The 22,842-nt window shown below is 68.3% G+C and carries 18 protein-coding genes, 1 tRNA gene and 2 pseudogenes; 10 read left to right on the top strand and 11 right to left on the bottom strand.

Annotated features, from left to right (window positions below):
* The first annotated feature begins 17 nt into the window (after positions 1–17).
* Positions 18–410 carry a guanyl-specific ribonuclease gene (locus ACU6WZ_RS22865; RefSeq protein WP_447030043.1) on the top strand — a complete coding sequence of 131 codons (393 nt, stop codon included), beginning with the start codon at positions 18–20 and terminating at the stop codon, positions 408–410.
* Between the two features lie 36 nt (positions 411–446).
* Here ACU6WZ_RS22865 and ACU6WZ_RS22870 read toward each other — a convergent pair whose 3' ends face one another.
* A complete protein-coding gene (locus ACU6WZ_RS22870) occupies positions 447–1,343 on the bottom strand; it encodes a hypothetical protein (protein ID WP_447030044.1) in 897 nt (298 codons plus the stop codon).
* Positions 1,344–1,602: 259 nt separating this feature from the next.
* On the opposite strand from ACU6WZ_RS22870, the gene ACU6WZ_RS22875 reads away from it, so the two are divergent.
* A complete protein-coding gene (locus ACU6WZ_RS22875) occupies positions 1,603–2,388 on the top strand; it encodes a S1 family peptidase (RefSeq protein WP_447034194.1) in 786 nt (261 codons plus the stop codon).
* A gap of 266 nt (positions 2,389–2,654) precedes the next feature.
* Here the strand turns inward: ACU6WZ_RS22875 and ACU6WZ_RS22880 are convergent.
* A pseudogene (locus ACU6WZ_RS22880) lies at positions 2,655–4,423 on the bottom strand (glycoside hydrolase family 35 protein).
* 214 nt (positions 4,424–4,637) lie between these two features.
* On the opposite strand from ACU6WZ_RS22880, the gene ACU6WZ_RS22885 reads away from it, so the two are divergent.
* From ACU6WZ_RS22885 to pyk, 7 genes are all read left to right on the top strand, one after another.
* Entirely contained in the window at positions 4,638–5,525 is an 888-nt protein-coding gene (locus ACU6WZ_RS22885) for a helix-turn-helix transcriptional regulator (RefSeq protein WP_447030045.1), read from the top strand.
* Between the two features lie 11 nt (positions 5,526–5,536).
* Positions 5,537–5,854 carry a chorismate mutase gene (locus ACU6WZ_RS22890; protein ID WP_447030046.1) on the top strand — a complete coding sequence of 106 codons (318 nt, stop codon included), beginning with the start codon at positions 5,537–5,539 and terminating at the stop codon, positions 5,852–5,854.
* 100 nt (positions 5,855–5,954) lie between these two features.
* The gene (gene pepN / locus ACU6WZ_RS22895; protein WP_447030047.1) at positions 5,955–8,447 is read left to right on the top strand and encodes an aminopeptidase N; all 2,493 of its coding nucleotides are present in this window, start codon (positions 5,955–5,957) and stop codon (positions 8,445–8,447) included.
* A gap of 282 nt (positions 8,448–8,729) precedes the next feature.
* Entirely contained in the window at positions 8,730–10,145 is a 1,416-nt protein-coding gene (locus tag ACU6WZ_RS22900) for a pyridoxal phosphate-dependent decarboxylase family protein (protein WP_447030048.1), read from the top strand.
* Positions 10,142–11,554, top strand: coding sequence for a lysine N(6)-hydroxylase/L-ornithine N(5)-oxygenase family protein (locus ACU6WZ_RS22905; RefSeq protein ID WP_447030049.1), 1,413 nt, complete (start codon positions 10,142–10,144; stop codon positions 11,552–11,554). Before ACU6WZ_RS22900 ends, ACU6WZ_RS22905 begins: the two co-directional genes overlap by 4 nt.
* An 82-nt stretch (positions 11,555–11,636) precedes the next feature.
* On the top strand, positions 11,637–12,347 hold the full coding sequence (locus ACU6WZ_RS22910) for an SIMPL domain-containing protein (protein WP_447030050.1): 711 nt from the start codon (positions 11,637–11,639) through the stop codon (positions 12,345–12,347).
* 123 nt (positions 12,348–12,470) lie between these two features.
* The gene (pyk, locus tag ACU6WZ_RS22915) at positions 12,471–13,904 is read left to right on the top strand and encodes a pyruvate kinase (RefSeq protein WP_447030051.1); all 1,434 of its coding nucleotides are present in this window, start codon (positions 12,471–12,473) and stop codon (positions 13,902–13,904) included.
* 13 nt (positions 13,905–13,917) lie between these two features.
* Here pyk and ACU6WZ_RS22920 read toward each other — a convergent pair.
* Positions 13,918–14,705 (bottom strand): annotated as a pseudogene (locus ACU6WZ_RS22920) (helix-turn-helix domain-containing protein).
* Positions 14,706–14,783: 78 nt separating this feature from the next.
* Positions 14,784–14,866: transfer RNA gene (locus tag ACU6WZ_RS22925), tRNA-Leu, on the bottom strand.
* A gap of 94 nt (positions 14,867–14,960) precedes the next feature.
* Between ACU6WZ_RS22925 and ACU6WZ_RS22930 the strand changes: the two genes are divergently transcribed.
* Entirely contained in the window at positions 14,961–15,617 is a 657-nt protein-coding gene (locus ACU6WZ_RS22930) for an ANTAR domain-containing response regulator (RefSeq protein WP_447030052.1), read from the top strand.
* Positions 15,618–15,689: 72 nt separating this feature from the next.
* Here ACU6WZ_RS22930 and ACU6WZ_RS22935 read toward each other — a convergent pair whose 3' ends face one another.
* From ACU6WZ_RS22935 to ACU6WZ_RS22965, 7 genes are all read right to left on the bottom strand, one after another.
* Positions 15,690–16,406, bottom strand: a complete 717-nt coding sequence (locus ACU6WZ_RS22935) for an ABC transporter ATP-binding protein (RefSeq protein WP_447030053.1) — start codon at positions 16,404–16,406, stop codon at positions 15,690–15,692.
* Positions 16,403–17,293 carry an ABC transporter ATP-binding protein gene (locus tag ACU6WZ_RS22940; RefSeq protein ID WP_447030054.1) on the bottom strand — a complete coding sequence of 297 codons (891 nt, stop codon included), beginning with the start codon at positions 17,291–17,293 and terminating at the stop codon, positions 16,403–16,405. The genes ACU6WZ_RS22935 and ACU6WZ_RS22940 overlap by 4 nt, the downstream gene beginning before the upstream one ends.
* Entirely contained in the window at positions 17,290–19,029 is a 1,740-nt protein-coding gene (locus tag ACU6WZ_RS22945) for a branched-chain amino acid ABC transporter permease (RefSeq protein WP_447034195.1), read from the bottom strand. The genes ACU6WZ_RS22940 and ACU6WZ_RS22945 overlap by 4 nt, the downstream gene beginning before the upstream one ends.
* Before the next feature lie 5 nt (positions 19,030–19,034).
* Positions 19,035–19,967, bottom strand: a complete 933-nt coding sequence (locus tag ACU6WZ_RS22950; RefSeq protein WP_347121706.1) for a branched-chain amino acid ABC transporter permease — start codon at positions 19,965–19,967, stop codon at positions 19,035–19,037.
* A 108-nt stretch (positions 19,968–20,075) separates the two neighbouring features.
* The gene (locus ACU6WZ_RS22955) at positions 20,076–21,311 is read right to left on the bottom strand and encodes a branched-chain amino acid ABC transporter substrate-binding protein (RefSeq protein WP_447030055.1); all 1,236 of its coding nucleotides are present in this window, start codon (positions 21,309–21,311) and stop codon (positions 20,076–20,078) included.
* A 399-nt stretch (positions 21,312–21,710) separates the two neighbouring features.
* Positions 21,711–22,115, bottom strand: coding sequence for a hypothetical protein (locus ACU6WZ_RS22960; protein ID WP_447030056.1), 405 nt, complete (start codon positions 22,113–22,115; stop codon positions 21,711–21,713).
* Between the two features lie 209 nt (positions 22,116–22,324).
* On the bottom strand, positions 22,325–22,831 hold the full coding sequence (locus tag ACU6WZ_RS22965) for a PaaI family thioesterase (RefSeq protein WP_447030057.1): 507 nt from the start codon (positions 22,829–22,831) through the stop codon (positions 22,325–22,327).
* Positions 22,832–22,842: the final 11 nt, after the last annotated feature.

Here is a 22,842-nt window from a genome sequence, read left to right on the forward strand (position 1 = left end):
GCGCGTCATCATGAGCCATGAGAATCCCCCCACGTCTCTCAGCCATCGGCGCTGTCGCCGCGCTCGCCTCCACCCTCCTCGCCGGTGTCCCGGCCACCGCACCGGCCTTCGCCGCGGTATCCGCGGTCGGTGACATCTGCTACTCGGACCTGCCCTCCCAGGCACACGACACGCTCGACCTCATCGAGGCCGGCGGACCCTACCCGTACGACCAGGACGGGACCGTGTTCCAGAACCGGGAACAGATCCTGCCGGGCCGCGGCACGGGTTACTACCACGAGTACACGGTCGTCACCCCGGGCTCCTCAGACCGCGGGGCGCGGCGCATCGTCACTGGTGACGCGGCTCAGGAGGACTACTACACCGCAGATCACTACGCGTCGTTCGACCTCGTCGACCACGGCTGCTGAGCCTGGCTGAGCCTCGGCCGAACCGCGTCGCGCCGTTCACGTGTCGCACTCGAGAATTGTGCGGCACAGCGCGCACCGTGCCCGTACACGTCCGCCGACCGGTACGCGGATGCGCTGGCAGCAGGTGGGACAGGGGAACGAGACGCGCAGCGGCGCGCTGGCGCCGCCCTCGAAGGCGTACGACGGCGAACCGGGGTCCGTGCGGCCGCCGTTCTCCTGTGCGTACCGCCGCTCCTTGGCGTACCGGCGGCGCCCCGCCCAGCCCGCCGCCGTCAGGGGTGGCTGCTGCTCGTCGCGGCGCGCCTGCGCGAGGCCCTTGGTGTACGCCGTGTACGCCTGCGGGCTGGTGAACCAGGGCGCGGGGTCCTCGCCGAACGCGATCGCACGCTTCGCGAGAACGTACCCGAACTCCTCCGGGGTGAGGTAGCCGAGTTTCTGGCTGGACGCACTGTCCTCCCGGTACGCGTCGAGCAGCAGCCAGCCCGCTCCGAGGTACGTCGTCACGGTGTCGGTGAGGATCTCGTTGTCGCGGGTGCCGGGGAACGACAGGTCCAGCCGGTGCAGCAGGACGTGAGTGATCTCGTGGGCGAGGGCCGCCCCGATGTCCCTGCGGTGCTTCTCGAAGCGGGCGTTGAGCTCGATGAAGTACTCGGGACCCGCAGCCAGTTCCACGCTCGCGGCGTGCTCCATCTCGCGGAAGCTCACGATCATGCGGGCGTCCGGCAGCCGCAGGTGGTGGACGAGGGCGCGGGCCACGCGCTGGGCGCCGAGGTGCAGATCGTCCTGGTCGCAGAGCGCGACGTCGACGGGGAAGACACTCGGGGCGTAGGAGTGCACGCCGTCGTAGGACAGCCGCTTGTGGAGGGCGGCCAGAGCGGACCGCACGGTGGCCAGGTGCGGATAGCCGTGCACGACATCGCCGCCACCGGTCATGTGCGCAGCCACCTCCGTACGTCGTCGCCCGACGGTGAACAGGTCTCCACTGTAGGCACGGGGGGACGAGGAGGGGCGGGGGGTGGCTGGAAAGTCACCCTTGTCGGCAGAGAGGCCGAGTCCGCATAATCCTGCCACATGTATTGACGGGAGCATGCCAGTCTTCTTGTCGTGCTCGTCATCGTCGTGCGCGTGAACGAGCGCGTGAACAAAGCACCCCCCACGAAAACCCCCCACGAAAGGCAATACCTTGAGGAAGCTGCGGAACTTTCTGCGTGCCTCGAAGAGATCTGCCGCCGCCGGCGCCGTGATCCTCGCCGCCGTCGCCGTACAGCCAGCGGGTGCGTCCCTCGCCTCCGCGTCGACACCGCCCGTGGTCGGCGGAACACGAGCCGCCCAGGGCGAGTTCCCGTTCATGGTGCGGCTCTCGATGGGCTGCGGAGGATCGCTCTACGCCAACGACATCGTCCTGACAGCAGCGCACTGCGTGAACGGCTCAGGCAACAACACCGGCATCACCGCCACCGCGGGCGTCGTCGACCTGCGCAGTTCCAGCGCCATCAAGGTCAAGTCGACCAAGGTCCTCCAGGCCCCCGGCTACAACGGCAGGGGCAAGGACTGGGCACTGATCAAACTGGCCAAGCCCATCAGCCTCCCGACCCTGCCGATCGCCACCACAACGGCGTACAACTCAGGCACGTTCGACATCGCCGGCTGGGGCGCGGCGACCGAGGGCGGCGGCCAGCAGCGTTACCTCCTGAAGGCGAAGGTGCCGTTCGTCAGCGACGCCACCTGCCGGACGGCGTACGGGAATGAATTCGTGCCGTCCGAGGAACTGTGCGCGGGCTTCATGGACCAGGGCGGCACAGACACGTGCCAGGGCGACTCGGGCGGCCCGATGTTCCGCAGGGACGGCGCCGGCGCGTGGATCCAGGTCGGCATAGTGAGCTACGGCAACGGCTGCGCGCGGCCCGACTACCCCGGTGTCTACACCGAGGTCTCCACCTTCGCCGCCGACATCAAGAAGGCCGCGGCCACCCTGTAACGGCCTGGTGCGCGATAGGGGACGGGCCCGCGGCGTCGGCTACGGCACCTCGCCGCGTTGGCGAAACGCCCTAATAGCTCCGCTATGAGGACGCTCCGCCGCCTTGTGATGCACCGCAGCCGACGCCGCGGGCTGATCCGCCCCCTATCGCGCACCAGGCCGTAAGCGGCAACCCCGTAAGGGGCGATGCCGTAAGGGGCAGCGTCCAGGAGGGCCGGCCCTTACCGGGTAGGGGAGGGCCGGCCCCTCTTTCGGCACACATTGGTTCAGCTGAACGAAACGTGCTGTTCCCCGGAACGCTCCAACTCCAGCACCCATACGTCGTTCGTACCCTCACGCAGAACGTTCCCGGGAACGTGCAGCGACTCCTGGGGGCCCGCCGCCCAGTAGCGTCCCAGGCAGAAGCCGTTCACCCACACGAAGCCCCGCTCCCAGCCCGGCAGCGACAGCTTCGCGTCACCCGCGCCCTTGATCTCCGCCGTTCCCCGGAACAACCCCGACACCCCCGCTTCCGGAGAACGCAACGACACCTTGCCGACCGCCTCCGCATCCTCGAACGCGTCCAGGGACAGCCCCTGCGCCCGCACCCCGTGCAGGTACTGGCGCTCATGCAGGACACCCCCCGTGATGCCCTTGCGCTCACCGAGCCGCGGCCCGTAGTTGACCCGCCCCAGCGACTCCACCCACAGCTCCACCGCTGCGGGCCCCGCCACCAGCTGGGCCAGCGCCACGTAACCCGCGCCCGGACCCGCCTCGCCGCTCAGCACCCCCGCCCGCACCCCGTCGACGTACACCACAGCACGGTCCCGCAGCCCCCGCACACCCAGCGGATCCCCCGGCGCGGCCCCGGCACGTCCACCCGGTAACGGACCAGTCCCCGGTCCACACCCAGCTCCTCGAACGTCGGCGGCATCGCATGCTCGGTCTCCGGCCCGCCAAGCATTTGCAGTACGTCGCACAGCGGCGCCCACCCGGTCAGCCCGGCCCGCGCGGGCGCACCCAGCGCGGGAGGCGCGGCCGGCAGGTCCGGCAGCCTGCCACCATCGTTCTGGTAGCGCGCCAAGACGTCCCGGAACAGCCAGAACTTCTGCGTGGGACGGCCGAACTCGTCGATGGGCGCGTCGTAGTCGTACGACGTCGCGGTCGGCTGGAGAACACCGTCGTGCAGTTCCCCGGAACGGTTCGCACCCGCCCAGCCCGCGAAGTTCGTACCGCCGTGCGCCATGTAGATGTTCACCGACGCACCGCACTCAAGGATCTCGCGCAGCGCCGCCGCCGCGTCCCGCGCGTCCCGTACGACGTGCTCCGCGCCCCAATGGTCGAACCAGCCGCACCAGAACTCCATGCACATCAACGGCCCAGCCGGCTGGTGCCGGCGCAGCGTCGCGAAACCCTCACGCGCCCCCGCCCCGAAGTTCGCCGTCGCCAGTACACCCGGCAACGACCCGCCCGTCAGCATGTGATCCTCGGGCCCGTCGGACGTGAACAGTGGCACGCCGACCCCGCACTCCCGCAACAGGTCCGCCACATGCCGCAGATACACCTGGTCCGAGCCGTAACTGCCGTACTCGTTCTCGACCTGCACCATGATCACCCGGCCGCCCCGGTCGATCTGCCGCTCGGCCACCTGCGGCAACAGCCTCCTGAACCACCGCTCCACATGCCCCAGATACTCCGGATCACGCGTACGCGCCCGGCTGCCCACTGCCCCCGTCAGCCAGTGCGGCAGGCCACCGTTCTCCCATTCGGCGCAGATGTACGGTCCCGGCCGGACGATCGCCCACAGCCCGGCGTCCCGCGCGGCGTCCAGGAACCGGCCGAGCGCACCCACGTCACGCAGCCGGCCCGGCTCCGGTTCGTGAACGTTCCACGGAACGTACGTTTCCACACAGTTCAGCCCCATGGAGCGGAGCATCGCGAGCCGGTGCCCCCACTGACCCTCGTGCACCCGGAAATAGTGCAGAGCCCCCGACAACAGCCGCACCGGCCGCCCGTCCAGCTCGAAGTCCCGCTCACCCACCGCGAAATCACCCACGGTCCCCGCCTCTCGCTCCACCATCACCTGATCACCTCACCCCCTGGCGGCAGCGCAGTCCATGGACAAAGATCAGCGCTGTTTGGACACAACGAACATGGGACACAACGAACAGCCGACAGCACGCCACCAGGCAGACAGACGCACAGACACACAGACACACAGACACACAGACAGGCAGGCAGGCGGTCGGGCGGGCAGGGAGGAACAGGCCATGTACCACAGCTGGATGCGCTACTTCACCCCCAGCCCCACCCACCACAAACTGGGCCTGGTCTGCCTCGGAGTCGGTCTCCAGCACGGCGCCCTGCCCACCGTCGGCCCCCGCACCCTCGACCACCACGTCGCCGTCGTCATCAGCGCCGGAACCGGCTGGTACCGCGGCGCCGACGGCCGGCGCACCGCCGTCACCGCCCCCGCCCTGATCTGGCTCCTCCCCGGCACCCCGCACCACTACGGGCCCGACCCGACCACCGGCTGGGACGAGAGCTTCGTCGACTTCACCGGGCCCGCCACCGCGACGTACACCGAACTCGGCTACATCGAACCGGGCCGCCCCGTCGTCCCCCTCGACAACACCGCAGCCGCCCGCAGCGCCATCAGCCGCATCGCCCGCGCCGCACGCCGCGGAAACCCCCTCCTCGAAGTCGAGACCGCCGCCGCCGTCCACGAACTCCTCGTCGCCCTACGCCGCGCCCGCACCGACACCCAAGCCGGCAGCGATCCCGTACTCCACGCCATGGCCCGCGACGCGTTCCGCCCCCTGACCATCGCCGAACACGCCTCCCGCCACGGCATGACCCCCGCGGAACTACGCGCCGCCGTACGCCGCAGCGCCGGATGCAGCCCCAAGGACTACCTCCTCGGCATCCGCCTCGGGCACGCCAAGGAACTCCTCGCCGCCACCGACCTCCCCGTCGCCGCCGTCGCCCGCCGCGTCGGATACGACGACCCCGCCTACTTCTCCCGCCTCTTCACCCGCCGCGTCGGCACCCCACCCATCCGGTTCCGCGAACAGCAGAGCCGCGCCGTACCCGGCGGCTGGAGCCACCAGATCCCAGATCCCGAACACCCCCCGACCATCGTGACCCGCCCCACGTAAGCTCCCTGACCATGACCTCCAGCAACATCGACGAGTCCGTCATCGCCGAACTGGGCCGGCTGCGCGACAGCATCGACAACATCGACGCCGCCGTCGTCCACATGCTCGCCGAGCGCTTCAAATGCACCCAGCAAGTCGGCCGGCTCAAGGCGGAACACCACCTCCCGCCCGCCGACCCGTCCCGCGAGTCCCGCCAGATCACCCGGCTGCGACAGCTCGCGGAGAACGCGAAACTGGACCCGGCGTTCGCCGAGAAGCTGCTGACTTTCATCATCGCGGAGGTCATCCGCCACCACGAGACGATCGCCGACGAAGTCCGCACCGACTGACCCCGGCCCCAGACCGGCACGCCCCCGCCGTCACCACCCCTGACCCCGGCACCACGCCTGACTCCTGCACCGCCCCGCACCCATCGGGCAGCATGTCCCCATGTCCGTACTGACGCGCGACGAAGCGCAGACCCGAGCCCAGTTCCTCGACGTACACCGCTACGCGATCGACCTCGACCTGACCCGCGGCGAGGAGACCTTCGGCTCCCGCACCGCCATCCACTTCACCGCACGCGCGGCCGGGGACACCTTCGTCGAACTCAAGCCCGCCGCACTGCGCTCCCTCACGCTCGACGGACAGCCCCTCGACCCCGCCGCACTCACCGACAACCGGCTCCCACTCACCGGCCTCACCCAAGGCCCGCACGAGCTGCGCGTCGAAGCGGACATGCACTACTCCCGCACCGGCGAAGGCATGCACCGCTTCACCGACCCCGCCGACGGCGAAACCTACCTCTACACCCAGCTCTTCCTCGACGACGTCCAACGCGTCTTCCCCGCCTTCGACCAGCCCGACCTCAAGGCCCTCTTCGACCTCACCGTCACCGCCCCCGAAGGCTGGACCGTCCTCACCAACAGCATCACCGCACAGCAGGACGACGGACGCTGGACAGCCGCCACCACCCCCCTCATCTCCACCTACCTCGTCGCCGTCGCCGCAGGCCCCTGGCACTCCGTACGCACCGAACACGCCGGCCTGCCCTTCGGCATCCACTGCCGCCGCTCCCTCGCCCCGTACCTCAACACCGACGCCACCGAAATCCTCGACATCACCCGCGCCTGCTACGACCGCTACCACGAAAAGTTCGAAGAGCCCTACCCCTTCGACTCCTACGACCAGGCCTTCGTCCCCGAATTCAACGCCGGCGCCATGGAGAACCCCGGCCTCGTCACCTTCCGCGACGAATTCATCTACCGCTCCGCCGTCACCGACACCGAACGACAGAACCGCGCCATGGTCATCGCCCACGAGATGGCCCACATGTGGTTCGGCAACCTCGTCACCCTCCAGTGGTGGGACGACATCTGGCTCAACGAATCCTTCGCCGAGTACATGGGCTACCAGACCCTCACCGAAGCCACCCGCTTCCGCAACACCTGGACCGACTTCGCCATCTCCCGCAAAGGCTGGGGATACGACGCCGACCAACGCCCCTCCACCCACCCCGTCGCCCCCGACCCCGGCGCCGTCCCCGACACCGCCGCCGCGCTCCTCAACTTCGACGGCATCTCCTACGCCAAGGGCGCCTCAGCCCTGCGCCAACTCGTCACCTGGCTCGGCGAAAAAGACTTCCTGGCCGGCATCAACGCCCACTTCGCCCGCCACACCTTCGCCAACGCCACGCTCGCCGGCTTCATCGACAACCTCGCCTCCGCCACCGACCGCGACGTCCACACCTGGGCCCAAGCATGGCTCCGCACCACCGGCACCGACACCCTGACCCCCCACCTCACCGAAACCGAAGGCCACTGGCACCTCACCGTCGGCCAACGCGGCGACCGCCCCCACCGCATCGCCGTCGGCGCCTACGACCACGACCTCGCCGACGGCCGCAGCCTCGTCCTGCGCGAACGATTCGAAATCGACGTACCCGACCACCAATCCCCGACCAAGCGCCCCGGCCGCCGCCCCGCCCTCCTCGTACTCAACGACAGCGACCTCACCTACACCAAGATCCGCCTCGATGAACAGTCCGCGGAACTCGCACTGCGCACCCTCTCCGGAATCCCCGACCCCATCACCCGGGCCGTCCTGTGGAACTGCCTACGCGACATGGCCCGCGACGGCGACCTCGAACCCAGCACCTACCTCGAAACAGCCCGCGCCCACCTCCCCCACGAAACCGACCTCGCCATCGTCCAAGGCGTCCTCACCTTCGCCCACACCCACCTCACCGACCGCTACCTCCCCCCAGCCCACCGCCCCACCGCACTCGCCACCCTCACCGCCACCTGCCGCGACCTCATCCGCCGCACCGAAGACGGCAACGCAACAGGCCTGCGCCTCACCGCTGTACGCCACTTCATCGACGCCGCCACCCAGCCCGACGCCATCCAGGACTGGCTCACCTCAGGCAGCGTCCCCGGCGGCCCCGAACTCGACCCCGAACTGCGCTGGCGCATCCTGCGCCGCCTCGCCATCCTCGGCGCCACCGACGAAACCACCATCGCCACCGAACTCGACCACGACCCCAGCGCCACCGGACAAGAAGGCGCCGCCCGCTGCCGCGCCGCCCTCCCAACCCCCCAAGCCAAGGCCGCCGCCTGGACCCGCATGTTCGAGGACGACACCCTCTCCAACTACCTCTTCACCGCCACCGCCCAAGGCTTCTGGCAACCCGAACAAGCCGACCTCGTCAGCGACTACATCCCCCGCTACTACCCCGACGCGACCGCCCTCGCCGCCCGCCGCGGCCCCGCCATCGCCGAAGCCGCAGGACGCCACGCCTTCCCCGTCCACGCCGCCGACCCCGCCTCCCTGCGCCTCGGCGAAGAATTCCTGCGCGACACCGAAACCATCCCCGCCCTGCGCCGCAAACTCGTCGACCAGCTCGACGACCTGCGCCGCGCCATCGCCGTACGGGGCCACTGACCCCGCCGCCCACCAGACCCCGCCACCCCCGACCCCGGCCCCGCAGCCCACCTCCGACCCCCAGGCCTGCGGCGCCGGGCCGGCCACCCCACAGCCCGCCCGGCCCCGCCACCCCACAGCCCTGCCGGGCCCCCATACCAGCCCCACACGCCCCAACCCCGCCTGCCGGGCGCCAGTACCACTTTCGGGTTCAGATCGTTGTGCTCAGCGGACGCACCGGCTCACCCACCCACACGCTGGAGAGCCAACCGAGCCACCCCCAGCGCACCCGAAGGACCCCGCATGAGTACGCCGCCACCCGGCACCCCCCTCCCGCCCCTCGCCGGCGGCACAGGCGGACCCGCCGCCCTGCGGCCCCTGCTCGACACCGTCCTCGACGCCCTCTACCAAGGAGCCCACGCCCGAGGCGGACCCCTCCCACCCGGCGGCCCCGACGCCGTCACCAAACGACTCCTCGACGCCGCCCGACCCGTCCTGCCCGACACCGGCACCGGCGCACACGAAGCCCTCCACACCCTCGTCCGCGCCCTCACCGAAGGCGCCGCCGACCCCGCCGACCCCCGCTGCGCCGCCCACCTCCACTGCCCGCCCCTCGCCGTCGCCACCGCCGCCGACCTCGCCGCCTCCGCCCTCAACCCCTCCATGGACTCCTGGGACCAGGCACCCGCCGCCTCCGCCCTGGAAACCGAAGTCACCCGCACCCTCGCCGCCGAGATCTACCCCCACCACCAGGCACCCGACGCCCTCATCACCACCGGCGGCACCGAGTCCAACCACCTCGCACTCCTCCTCGCCCGCGAACGCCACGGCCCCGTCCAACTCGTCTGCGGCGCCAACGCCCACCACTCCCTGCACCGCGCCGCCTGGCTCCTCGGCCTCCCCGAACCCGTCACCGTCCCCGCCCCCACCGGCACCATCGACCTCGCCGCCCTCGACGAAGCCCTCACCGACCTCCTCCTCCACCACCACCCCCCCCTCCTCGTCGCCGCCACCGCCGGCACCACCGACACCGGACAAATCGACCCCCTACCCGACATCGCCGACCTCTGCGCCCACCACCACGCCGAACTCCACATCGACGCCTCCTACGGCGGCCCCCTGCTGCTCAGCGACACCCACCGCACCCGCCTCCAAGGCCTCGACCGCGCCCACAGCGTCACCCTCGACCTGCACAAACTCGGCTGGCAACCCGTCGCCGCCGGACTCCTCGCCGTACCCGACACAACCGCCCTCACCCCGCTCACCCACCAGGCCGACTACCTCAACGCCCACGACGACACCGAAGCCGGCCTCCCCGACCTCCTCGGCCGCTCCCTGCGTACGACCCGACGCCCCGACATCCTCAAAATCGCCGTAACCCTCCGCGCCCTCGGCCGCCAAGGCCTCGCCGACCTCATCGACCGCACCTGCGCCGCCGCCCACCACCTCGCCGACCTCATCGACGCCACCCCCGGCCTCGACCTCTACGACCGGCCCACCATCAGCACCGTCCTCTTCCGCCCCACCGGCGCCACCGACGACGACATCGCCGCCATCCGCCGCACCCTCCTCACCGAAGGCCGCACCGTCCTCGGCCGCGCCCGCGCCGACGACCGCCTCTGGCTCAAAGCCACCCTTCTCAACCCCCACACCACCCCCAGCGACCTCCACGCACTCCTCGCACTCCTGACCCACCCGGAAGGCAGCGCCCACCGATGACCGCCCGCCCCCAGCCCCAGGAACCCCCCCAGCCCCACGACCTGGTGGGCATCGGCATCGGCCCCTTCAACCTCTCCCTCGCCGCCCTCGCCGACGGCGTACACGGCGGACTCACCACCGCCTTCTACGAACAACGCCCCGCCTTCCACTGGCACCCCGGACTCCTCATCGAGGACGCCACCCTCCAAGTCCCCTTCCTCGCCGACCTCGTCACCCTCGCCGACCCCGCAAGCCCCTGGTCCTTCCTCAACTACCTCCGCGCCCGCGACCGGCTCTTCCCCTTCTACTTCGCCGAGCGCTTCCACATCCACCGCGCCGAATACGACGCCTACTGCCGCTGGGTCAGCGACCACCTCCCCGGCCTCCACTACGGCCACCAAGTCGACGCCGTCCGCTGGAACGCCGAACAGGGCGCCTTCGAAATCGACTACACCCAACTCGCCGCCGACGGCGCAGCCGAAGCCCTCGGCCGCACCTACAGCCGCAACATCGCCATCGGCATCGGCACCCAACCCCACATCCCCGACCCCCTCAAACCCCTCGTCGACGCCCCCTCCGCCCCCGTCCACCACTCCAGCGACTACCTCGACCAGCGCGAGAACCTCCTCGCCGCCGACCACATCACCGTCATCGGATCAGGCCAATCCGGCGCCGAAATCTTCCTCGACCTCCTGCGCGCCCGCCCCCCAGGCCGCGAAAAGATCACCTGGCTGGCGAGAACCGAAGCCTTCGCCCCCATGGAGTACTCCAAACTCGGCCTCGAACACTTCACCCCCGACTACAGCCGCTACTTCCAAGCCCTCCCCGAGTCCGTACGCGACGAACTCGGCCCCCGCCAATGGCAACTCCACAAAGGCATCGACACCGACACCATCACCGCCATCCACGACGAGCTCTACCGCCGCACCCTCCACGGCGGCTGGCCCGACGCCGTCCTCACCCCCGGCGTCCACGTACGCACAGCAGGACGCGTCGCCAACACCAAAATCGAACTCCACCTCGAACACCGCCAGCAAGGCACCCGCTCCCGCCTCACCACCGACGCCGTCATCCTCGCCACCGGCTACCGCGAGCGCCCCCTCGGCCAACTCCTCGCAGGAATCGACCCGTACATCCGCCGCGACGCCGCCGCCCGCCCACGCATCGACGACGAGTTCCGCATCGTCACCGACCCCGCCGTCACCGGATCCATCTACGTGCAGAACGCCGAACGCCACACCCACGGAGTCGGCGCACCCGACCTCGGCCTCGCCGCATGGCGCAGCGCGACCATCCTCAACTCCCTCACCGGCAAAGAGCCCTACCCCCTGCCGAGGCGCACCGCGTTCACCAGCTTCGGCCTGGAGCGCCGCGAAGCACCCAACATCCCCACCCAGCCCACGCTCACCCCCCTCGCGCAGGGCTACTGAGAGACGGGCGCCGCCGACACCACGCCACCACCCACCACGGCAAACCCCGGCCCCCGCAGCAGCGGAGTGCCACAGTGGAACCATGACCAACACCCCGAACACCACAACCCCCTACGGCACCCCCGAAGCCCCCCGCCTCGCCGTACAAGGCGAAGCACGCCTCGAATTCGACCCCGAAACCGCCCACATCGGCATCACCGTCAGCGCTCGCGGCACCGACCGCCGCACCGCACTCGAAGAGCTCACCCGCCGCAACACCCTCGCCCTCGACCTAGTCAAGACATACGGCGACGCCGTCGAGAAGCTGGAAACCGGCGCCTTCTCCATCACCCCCGAACTGACCAAACACGGCCGCGGCGAACGCGTCCGCGCCTACCACGGGCGCGTACACATCACCGCCACCCTCACCGACTTCACCGCCCTCGGCGAACTCACCACCCGCCTCGCCGACCTCGAACTCACCCAGATCGACGGCCCCTGGTGGGCCATGCGCCCCGACTCACCCGCCTACGGCCACGTGCGCGCCCAGGCCGTCAGGGAAGCCGTCAAACGCGCCCGCGAATACGCCCACGCCCTCGGCGCCGAACTCAGCGCCCTCGTCGAACTGGCCGACCCCGGCGCAGAAGAAGCCCACCCCGTAGCACCCGGATTCTCAGCCGGCTACGGCCATCGCATGCGATCCGCATCAGCCGAAATGGCCGAAGACGCCCCCGCCCTCGACCTCGAACCCCAACGCCAGACCATCCACGCCCTCGTGAACGCCCGCTTCCTCATGACCCCACCCCAGCTCTGACCCGCGCTCATCAGAGCACCCCGGCGCACAATTCAACACTTGTCAATAACCCTTCATGTAAAGGTTGTTGAGTAGTCACGCACGGCCAATTGTCTACTCACTGGTAAGGCCTAGGCTCGACCCATGCGCCGAGCGAAAATCGTTTGCACCCTAGGGCCCGCCACCGACACATACGACCAGATCAAGGCACTGGTCGAGGCCGGAATGGACATCGCCCGCTTCAACCTCAGCCACGGCACCTACGCCGAACACGAGGAGCGCTACCAACGCGTACGCAAGGCCTCCGACGAAACCGGCCACAGCGTCGGCGTACTCGCCGACCTTCAAGGCCCGAAGATTCGCCTTGGCCGCTTCCGCGAAGGCCCCGTACTCCTTGAACGCGGCGACGAGTTCACCATCACCGTCGAACCCATGGAAGGCGACCGCCACACCTGCGGCACCACCTACGACGGCCTCGCCACCGACGTCACCACCGGCGAACGCATCCTCATCGACGATGGCAAAGTCACCCTCGAAGTCACCTCCGTCGACGGCCCCCGCGTCCACACCCTCGTCATCGAAGGAGGCATGGTCTCCGACCACAAAGGCCTCAACCTCCCCGGCGTCGCCGTCTCCGTACCCGCACTCTCCGAAAAAGACATCGAAGACCTCCGCTGGGCCCTGCGCACCGGAGCCGACATCATCGCCCTCTCCTTCGTACGCAGCGGACGCGACATCGAAGACGTCCACCGCATCATGACCGAAGAGGGCCGCCACCTCCCCGTCATCGCCAAAATCGAAAAACCCCAAGCCGTCGAGAACATCGACGACATCGTCGCCGCCTTCGACGGCATCATGGTCGCCCGCGGCGACCTCGGCGTCGAAATGCCCCTCGAACAAGTCCCGATCGTTCAAAAGCGCGCCATCAAACTCGCCAAACGCAACGCCAAACCGGTCATCGTCGCCACCCAGATGCTCGACTCGATGATCGAAAACTCCCGCCCCACCCGCGCCGAAGCCTCCGACGTCGCCAACGCCATCATCGACGGCACCGACGCGGTCATGCTCTCCGGCGAAACCAGCGTCGGCAAGTACCCCGTCGAAACGGTCAAAACCATGAGCCGAATCGTCGAAGCCGCAGAGGAGGACATCCTCGGCAAAGGCCTCCCGCCGCTCACCGAACGCAACAAACCCCGCACCCAGGCAGGATCCGTCGCCCGCGCCGCAGCCGACATCGGCGACTTCCTGGGCGCGAAATTCCTGGTCGCCTTCACCCAGTCCGGTGACACCGTCAAGCGCCTCTCGCGCTACCGCTCACCGATCCCGCTGCTGGCCTTCACCCCGGACCAGGCGACGCGCTCCCAGCTGAACCTCACCTGGGGCGTCGAAACCTTCCTCGGCCCCCACGTCGACTCCACCGACGCGATGGTCGCCCAGGTCGACGAACACCTGCTGCGGATCGGCCGCTGTCGCAAGGGTGACGTGGTGATCATCACGGCCGGCTCCCCGCCGGGCGTCGCGGGCTCCACGAACCTGGTCCGCGTCCACCACATCGGCGAGGACGACACCGCGGAGTGAAGTAGGGGTGCCCTCAGTACTTCGGCCCGACGTGAGCGTCCATCAACGCGACGGACGCGCGTCGGGCGACGGAGATGTTGTAGTGCTTCCCGCGCCGGGTGCAGTGCGTCCACTCGATGCCGAGTTTGTCGAGAGTGTCCGTGTAGAGCCGCAGGATGTCATCCGAGACATTGGTGAACCAGTACCGCGGGTACTCGTACCGCTTCTGCTCGCCGCGGACGACACGGGTCGTCCAGTTCGTGATCCGACACCGTCGGAGTGGATGAGCCCCCTGATGAACTGCCACGGGTACTCGTCGATGATGTCCTGTTGCCATGGTGCCAGCGCGATCTCACGTGCGTGCTTCTTACCGGGGCCGTGCTGCGGGAACAGGCATGGGAGGTGCTTGGAGTACACCTTGATGTTCTGGCACCCCGTCCTGCGTACGCGGCATGTGGCGTTCCCCGGAAACACGGCGCACATCGCGGCTTCGGCCTCGTCCTGCACGCCTGGCCAGGAGTCATCAAGGGCGAGCATGAGGCTCGGCACTCGGTGCGCTGAGTGGTGACTGATGTGCCCGTCGCCGAGATAGAGCCCGAGCAGGTACGAGTACGACGCGTTGTCGAGAGGGCGGCCGTCGCATCGGGGACATTACGCACTTTGTCGGCCTGGGAATTCCCCGCGCTTGGATCGGTCCATGTGCAACCAGTACGAGACGGTCCCCGCCGGTACGTTCAATTGCCGTGCGACGTCCACGTTCTTTGAACCGGACCGGAGGAGAGCGAGCGCCTTGTGGCGTACCTCTGTGCCGTGGAAGTGCATACCGCAACTCTGCGTGACGCCAACTCGCAGCACGTGAAAAAAGCGGATGTTCACGAGAATGTGAACATCCGCTTCTTGTGCCGGGTGCGGGATTCGAACCCGCACGTCCTTTCGGACAGATTGGTTTGAGCAATCAGCGTCTGCCATTCCGCCAACCCGGCGAGGTGTCTCGATGGGAGTGTACCGGGTGACCGCGTCATGATTCAGGTAGGTAGGCTCAAGGCAGCAGCACCTGCCTTGGAACGAGGAGCCCCCGTGACCACCCCCGAGTCGCCCCAGCCCGTCGCCGTCGACGACGACAAGTCGCACGTTCCGCCGCTGACGACCCGCGTCGTCATCGCCGAGGACGAAGCGCTCATTCGGCTCGACCTCAAAGAGATGCTGGAGGAAGAGGGCTACGCGGTCGTGGGCGAGGCCGGGGACGGGCAGCAGGCCATCGAGCTGGCCCGGGAACACAAGCCCGACCTCGTGATCCTCGACGTGAAGATGCCCGTGCTCGACGGGATCTCCGCCGCCGAGAAGATCACCGAGGAGTCCATCGCCCCCGTCCTCATGCTGACGGCGTTCTCGCAGCGCGACCTGGTGGAGCGGGCGCGGGACGCCGGGGCGATGGCGTACCTCGTGAAGCCGTTCAGCAAGAGTGACGTCGTACCGGCCATCGAGATGGCTGTCTCGCGGTTCACGGAGCTGCGGGCGTTGGAGAGCGAGGTCGCGGACCTCACGCAGCGGCTGGAGACGCGCAAGTTGGTGGACCGCGCGAAGTCGGTGTTGCAGACGCAGTACGGGCTGACGGAGCCGGCCGCCTTCCGGTGGATTCAGAAGACGTCGATGGACCGCCGGCTGTCGATGCAGCAGGTGGCCGAGGCGGTCATCGAGGACGCCGAGGAGAAGAAGGCCGCGAAGGACCAGTAGGGCCGCGTACGGAAGGAGGCCCGTACCCCGAGTCGCTCGGGGTACGGGCCTCCTTGCTGTCGTGCGTTCGGCTCAGTCCTCGCCGAGGTACGTCTTGCGGACGGACTCGTCGTGGAGCAGCTCCGAGCCGGGGCCGGAGAGCTTGATGGTGCCGACTTCCATGACGTGTGCTGTGTCCGCGAGGGAGAGCGCCGCCTGGGCGTTCTGCTCGACGAGCAGGATGGTGGTGCCCTGTGACTTGAGCTCGACGATGGTCTCCATGATCTTCTGCATCATGATCGGGGAGAGGCCCATGGAGGGTTCGTCGAGCATGAGGAGCTTGGGCTGGGACATGAGGGCGCGTCCCATGGCCAGCATCTGCTGCTCGCCGCCGGAGAGGGTGCCGGCGGCCTGCTTCCGTCGTTCGCCCAGGATGGGGAAGAGGTCGTAGGCGCGCTGGATGTCCTTCTCGATGCCGGCTTTGTCCGTCCTCAGGAATGCGCCGAGTTGGAGGTTTTCGGCGATGGTGAGGCGGGGGAAGATGTGCCGGCCTTCGGGGGAGTGGGCCAGCCCGAGGGCGACGATCTTGTGGGCCGGGACGCCGCTGAGCGGTTTCCCGTCGAACATGATGCGGCCGCCGGAGGGCTTGAGCAGTCCGGACAGGGTGCGCAGCGTAGTGGTCTTGCCCGCACCGTTGGTGCCGATGAGGGTGACGACTTGGCCGGCTTCGACGCTGAAGGAGATGCCCTTGACGGCTTCGATCTTGCCGTAGGCGACCCTGAGGTCCTCGACCTCGAGCAGTGCGGTCACGGGGTTTCCCCTTCCTTACTGGTGGTGCTGGTGGTGCTGGTGTTGCTCTGTGCTTCGGCCGCCTCGACCTCGGCGGCTTCGTCCGCGCCCGGTGCGCCTTCGAAGGGCGTTCCGAGGTAGGCGGCGATGACGCGTTCGTCGCCCTGGACGGTGGCGGGTGTGCCTTCGACCAGTTTTTCGCCTTGGACGAGGCAGGCGACGCGGTCGCACAGGTTGAAGATGAAGCGCATGTCGTGCTCGATGACGAGTACGGCGATGCCCATGTCCCGGATGGCGAAGATGAGTTCTTCGGCTGTCCGGGTCTCTTGCGGGTTCATTCCGGCGGTGGGCTCGTCGAGGAGGAGCAGGCCGGGGTCGCTGGCGAGGGCGCGTGCGATTTCGAGCTTGCGTTGTTCGCCGTAGGGGAGGTTGCGCGCGAGGTGGTCGGCTTTGCTTTCCAGGCCGATGAACTCGAGGAGTTCCATGGCCCGTTTGTGTGAGGCGGCTTCGGCTTTCTTGAAGCCGGGGCCGCGCAGGAGGGCCGACCAGAGGCCTTCCTTGGTCCTGGTGTGGCGTCCGACGAGGACGTTTTCCAGGACGGTCATGTTGGCGAAGAGCCGAATGTTCTGGAAGGTGCGGGCGATGCCTGCCTGGGTGACGAGGTGGGGCTTGGGTGGCAGGACGGTGCCTTTGTAGCTGACCTTGCCTTCGGTGGGGACGTAGAGCCCGGTGAGGCAGTTGAAGAAGGTGGTCTTGCCGGCGCCGTTGGGGCCGATGAGGCCGACGATTTCGCCGGCGTTGACCTTGAGGTCGACGGAGCGTACGGCGGTGAGGCCGCCGAAGCGCATGGTGACGCCGCTGGCGTCGAGGACGACGGTGGGTTCGGTGGTGGTCGTCATGGGGTTCACGCCCCCGCCTTCGTGATGCCGACGCCGGTGTCGGGGAGGCCCTTTTCCGGTACGTCGAGTTGGTCGGTCTCGTGGTATTCGAGCTGGGCGCGCCGGTTGGCGATGAGGCCTTCGGGTCGGAAGCGCATCAGCAGGATGAGGGCGAGGCCGAAGCCGAGGAGCTGGTAGTCCTGGAGGAACTGCAGCTTGGCGGGGATCATGTAGAGGAGCGTGGCGCCGATGAGGGGTCCGCTGATGGTTCCCATGCCGCCGAGGATGACGGCGGCGAGGAGGAAGGCGGAGTTCGGCGGTACGGGTCCGGCGAAGACGTACATCTCGGGGACCACGGTGCTCTGGACGTGTGCCTGGACGGTGCCGGCGAGGCCGGCGAGGGTGGCGCCGAGTGCGAAGGCGATGAGTTTGACGCGGAAGCCGTTGATGCCCATGGCGGTGGCGGCGGTCTCGTCTTCGCGGATGGCGACCCAGGCGCGGCCGATGCGGGAGCTGCCTGCGCGGCTGAAGACGAGGACCACGAGGATCATCGCGAGCAGCATGAGCAGGTAGTAGTTGGCGTAGGAGCCGAGTTCGAAGCCCAGGATGGTGTGGGATTCGCCGAAGTTGTATCCGAAGAAGTTGAGGTCGGGGATGTTGGGTACGCCGTTGGGGCCGTTGGTGATCTGGGGTCCGGATACGCCGTCGAGGTTGCCGACGGTGATGCGGAAGATCTCGCCGAAGCCGAGGGTGACGATGGCGAGGTAGTCGCCGCGCAGCCGCAGGGTGGGGGCTCCGATGACGACGCCGAAGATGAGGGAGACGACGCCGCCGGTGAGGACGGAGGCCCAGAAGGGGAATTGGACGTCGAATGCGGATGCGGTGGTGCCTGAGACGAGGGCGGCGGTGTAGGCGCCGACGCCGAGGAAGGCGACGTATCCGAGGTCGAGGAGTCCGGCGAGGCCGACGACGATGTTCAGTCCGAGTGCGACGGTCGCGAAGATGAGGATGTTGACCGCGATGAGGGTGAACTGGTCGGTGTTCTGGGTGAAGGGGAATGCTGCGGCGGCGACGAAGGCCGCGGCTACGGCGATGGAGCGGTATTTGGCGGTGAGGCCGGAGAGCCGTGCCATGAGGCCGGCCTTGAAGAGTCCGGCGACGGCGAGGCCCGCGGTGATCATGTAGCCGGTGAAGAGTTCGGGGTATTCGGTGTCGATGCCGTAGGTGACGACGAAGAGTCCGATGCCGAACGCGGCGACGATGATCAGGATCTCGGCCCAGGAGGGGAGGCCCTTGGGGCGGCGGGCTTTGCGGGTGTCGTCGGGGAGCTGGAATGCCGTGGCGACGGGGATGGCGGAGGCGACGAGTGCGACGAAGCCGCCTGGTTCGAGGTTGACTACGCCGCCGAGTTCGACGGCGATGGCGATGACCGTGAACCCGGTGGTGCCGAGGGCGCCGAGGGCGAACAGCCGCAGGGCTTTCGTCGTGCCGGTGGGTGCCAGCCAGCGCAGGCCCTTGATGTCGAGTGACGCCAGGGCGTAGAGGGTGACGAGGAGGCCCGCGACGAGCGTGAGGACCTGGAGGCCGCCGGGGTAGCCGTAGACGGTGAGGTCGCCGGGGAATTCGTCGGTGTATGTCCAGGACAAGAAGGTGCTGGCGATGGTGGCGAGGCCGCCGAGGGCGGTGAGCCGGCGCAGCAGCTTGGCGCGGGAGGTGCTGCCGTCGGCCGGGGTGGCTTCGGCGGTCTGCGTGGTGTCGGTTGTCATGGCTCTCACGCCCGATCCGCGACGCGCTCACCGAGCAGGCCCTGTGGCCTGACGAGGAGCACGACGATGAGAAGTACGAATGCCCAGACGTTGGCCCAGGCGCCGCCGCCGAGCTGCTGCATTCCGGGAATCTCTTCGATGTAGGCGATCGACAGTGATTCCGCGAGGCCGAGGACGACTCCGCCGACCATGGCTCCGTAGATGTTGCCGATGCCGCCGAGGACTGCGGCGGTGAAGGCCTTCAGTCCGAGGATGAAGCCCATCTCGAAGTTGATCTGGCCCTTGTCGAGGCCGTAGGCGACGGCGGCGACGGCGGCGAACGCGGCGCCGATGGCGAAGGCCATGACGATGATGCGGTCGGTGTTGATGCCCATCAGTTTGGCCGTGTCGGGGTCCTGCGCGGTGGCCTGCATGGCGCGGCCGCTGCGGCTCTTGGCGACGAAGAGGCCGAGGGCGAGCATGCACAGGGGGGCGAGGACGAGCACGAAGGCATCGGCGCGCTGGAGGTACAGGTTGTCGAACAGCTTGAACGATTCGCCCTGGAACTCGGGGAAGCTTCGCGGCTTCTTCGCGTCGGGGTAGAAGCCCCAGACGAGCTGCTGGAGAACGATCGAGAGGCCGATCGCGGTGATCAGCGGAGCGAGCCTGGGTGCGCCGCGCAGCGGTCGGTAGGCGAAGCGTTCCGCGGCCGTGGCTACGGCGACGGAGGCGATTGCGCCGCCGACGATCATGAGGGGAATGGCCACCAGGAGTGACGTTCCGCTGGGGAGCGCGATGTAGGCGGTGAGGGCGCCGAAGCCCCCGATCATGAAGATCTCGCCGTGGGCGAAGTTGATGAGCTGGACGATGCCGTACACCATGGTGTACCCGATGGCTATGAGGCCATAAAGGGCGCCGAGTGCAAGGCCGTTGGCCAGCTGTTGCGGCAGTTCGTGCACCGCAGGGCCTCCGATGAGCTTGTCGGATATGACACCGCGCGAGGGCGCTGTTTGCGCCCCCGCGCGGTTTCGTTCAGATGGGGCAGGTGGAGCGGGTTGTGCGGTGGATCAGTCCTTGAAGGTGGCGGACTTGACGTCCTTCCACTCCTTGCCTTCGACCTTGTAGACGGTGAGCTGCTTGTTGGTGGTGTCACCGTTCTCGTCGAAGGAGACCTTGCCGGTCACTCCGTCGAAGGAGACCTTGCCCATGGCCTCGACGACCTTGGCGCGGGCGTCCTCGGGCAGCTTGCCGTCGTTGGCTGCGACGACGGCCTTGACGGCCTGGATGATGGACCAGCCGGCGTCGTAGGAGTAGCCGCCGTAGGCCGCGTACGGGTCCTTGTAGCCGCCGGCCTTGTAGTCCTCGATGAACTTCTTGGCGGTGGGGAGCTTCTCGACCGGGTAGCCGATGGAGGTCGCGAAGTCACCGTCGTTGGCCACGCCGGAGGCGCTGATGAAGGCGGGGTCGAAGATGCCGTCGCCACCCATGGTGGGGATCTTGGCGCCGGTCTTCTTGATCTGGTCGGCGAGCAGGCCGCCCTCGGGGTACTGGCCGCCGTAGTAGACGGAGTCGGCCTTGGAGGACTTGACCTTGTCGGCGGTGCTGGAGAAGTCGGTCTCCTTCACCGTGACGTGGTCGGTGCCGGCGATCTTGCCGCCGAGGCGCTTGAATTCGGCGGAGAAGATGGCGGCGAGGCCGGCGCCGTAGGTCTGCTTGTCGTCGACGACGTAGACCTTCTTCTTCTTCGCGTCGTTGTAGAGGTACTGGGCGGCGAACTTGCCCTGGACCACGTCGGTGGCGGCGGTCCTGAAGTACGTCTTGAACGGGCGCTTGGCGGCGCCGGTGGCCCAGTCGTCACCCTGGCTGAGTGCCGGGTTGGTGTTGGCCGGGGAGACCTGGACGACATCGGCCTTCGCGAAGACGCTCTGCATGGACTGGGCGACGCCGGAGTTCAGCGGGCCGACGGCGCCTATGACGTCCTGGTTGCCGACGAGCTTGGTGGCGTTGGCCTGGCCGGAGGCCGGGACTGCCTGGTCGTCGAGGGCTTCGACCTTGAACTCGATGCCGGGGACCTCGTTGTTCTTGTTCGCCGTCTTGGCGGCGAGGTCCACGGAGTTCTTGATGCCCTGACCCAGAGCGGACAGCGAGCCGGTCAGCGGGGCGTCGACACCGATGACGACGGTGGTCTTTTTGCTGCCGCTGTCGTTGCCCTTGCTGCCTTCGTCGCGTGACCCGCAGGCGGAGAGGGTGAGAGCTCCCGTGGTGACCACGGTGGTGAGGATGAGCAAGGAACGGTGACGCACGATAAATCCTTTCCCTGGCGCGGCAACCTCTGCTGGGTTGCCGTTAGGTCGCCGGGCCGCACTGGGGGTGGTGCACGGCCTTGCTGCAGTCGCGCCCGGCGGCGCGGTAACTGGCCGTGACTCTAGGCGCAGGTGGCGGGGTCAGGGAGGTGCGGAGTCAGGATGTGACGTTCTTGTTATGCCGAGGCCAAGGGTTGGTGGGGGGAGTGTGGACAGATCGGACGTGGGCCGACCCAACCCTTTTGACCACATAGTGAGAAACTGCAGTTCTGCTAAGGGGCTTGAGGTGATCTTGCTCCTGACGTCGAGCCGGGGTCCGCGGGCAGCGGTGGTGGGGTCGGCGGTGCGGCAGGCGGCGAGCAGGGCCAGATTTTCCGTACCTTCCCCTGTTACGTAGCGTTACTGCGGCGGTCGCCAGTTCTCGGAACTGCCAGTGGCTCCGTTCGCTGCTTCGCAGCGAGCCCGGCTCTCCCGCTCCGCCAGTCGCAGGGCGGCGGCCCGGCCCCGGGTGTTCTGCTCGGCTCGGGCGGCAACCAGGATCTTTTCGTGGAGTTCGTACTGCTCGTTGGACAGGCCCTTCTGTTCCCAGTCGAGGCCGGCCCATTTGCTGTCCTTGAGGGCTTCTTCGACCCAGTACGAGATGAGCGAGGCGCACACTTCCGCCGGTGTGGTGCGGTGTGGTGCCGGGCTGTTACTGGGGGTGATCTCGGAGCCGTCGCATCCGCTTGTTCCGGTCAGGGCGACGAGCATCGCGAGGGCGTGGCAGGCACCGGCTCGGTGTCTCCGAGTGCTGCCTGCGGTCACGTGCGAAAACTAGGGCGTGGCCGGGGCTGTTGCAAGGGTGTGCGAGCAGGAAGGTTGCGCGGGACGGTTGTGCGGCAAGGGAGTTGAGCTGTCCGGCTCTGTTGGGGAGAGCTGGGGAACAGCGGGTGCAGGAGGCTTGGTGCCCGGCCGGGACGCGGGTGGCTGTCCGGGCCGGGCACGCCCGGGTGACGCCGGCGGTCGTGCGGTGGTCAGCCCTTGCTGCCGCTGCTGTCCTTGCCGTCGACGTCGACGTCGACGTCGACATCGACATCGCGGAGCATGCAGGTCAGGCGGGCCGTGCAGACGCGCTTGTCCTGGTCGTCGGTGATGACGATTTCGTACGTCGCGGTGGAGCGGCCGCGGTGGACGGGGGTGGCGACGCCGGTGACCAGGCCGCTGCGGGCGCCGCGGTGGTGGGTGCAGTTGAGGTCCACGCCGACGGCGAGTTTGGTGATGCCGCCGTGCAGCATGGAGCCGATGGAGCCGAGGGTTTCGGCGAGTACGGCCGATGCCCCGCCGTGCAGCAGTCCGTACGGCTGGGTGTTGCCCTCGACGGGCATGGTGGCGACGACACGCTCGGCGGACGCCTCGATGATCTGCACGCCCATGCGGGTGCCGAGGTGTCCGGCGGAGAACAGGGCGGGCAGGTCGACGCCCAGCGACGCGTATTCGTCGATGACCTCTTGCGGGAACTTCACAGCTTGCTGCTCGCCCATGGGGCCCGGCT

Source organism: Streptomyces hypolithicus (genome assembly GCF_052934925.1).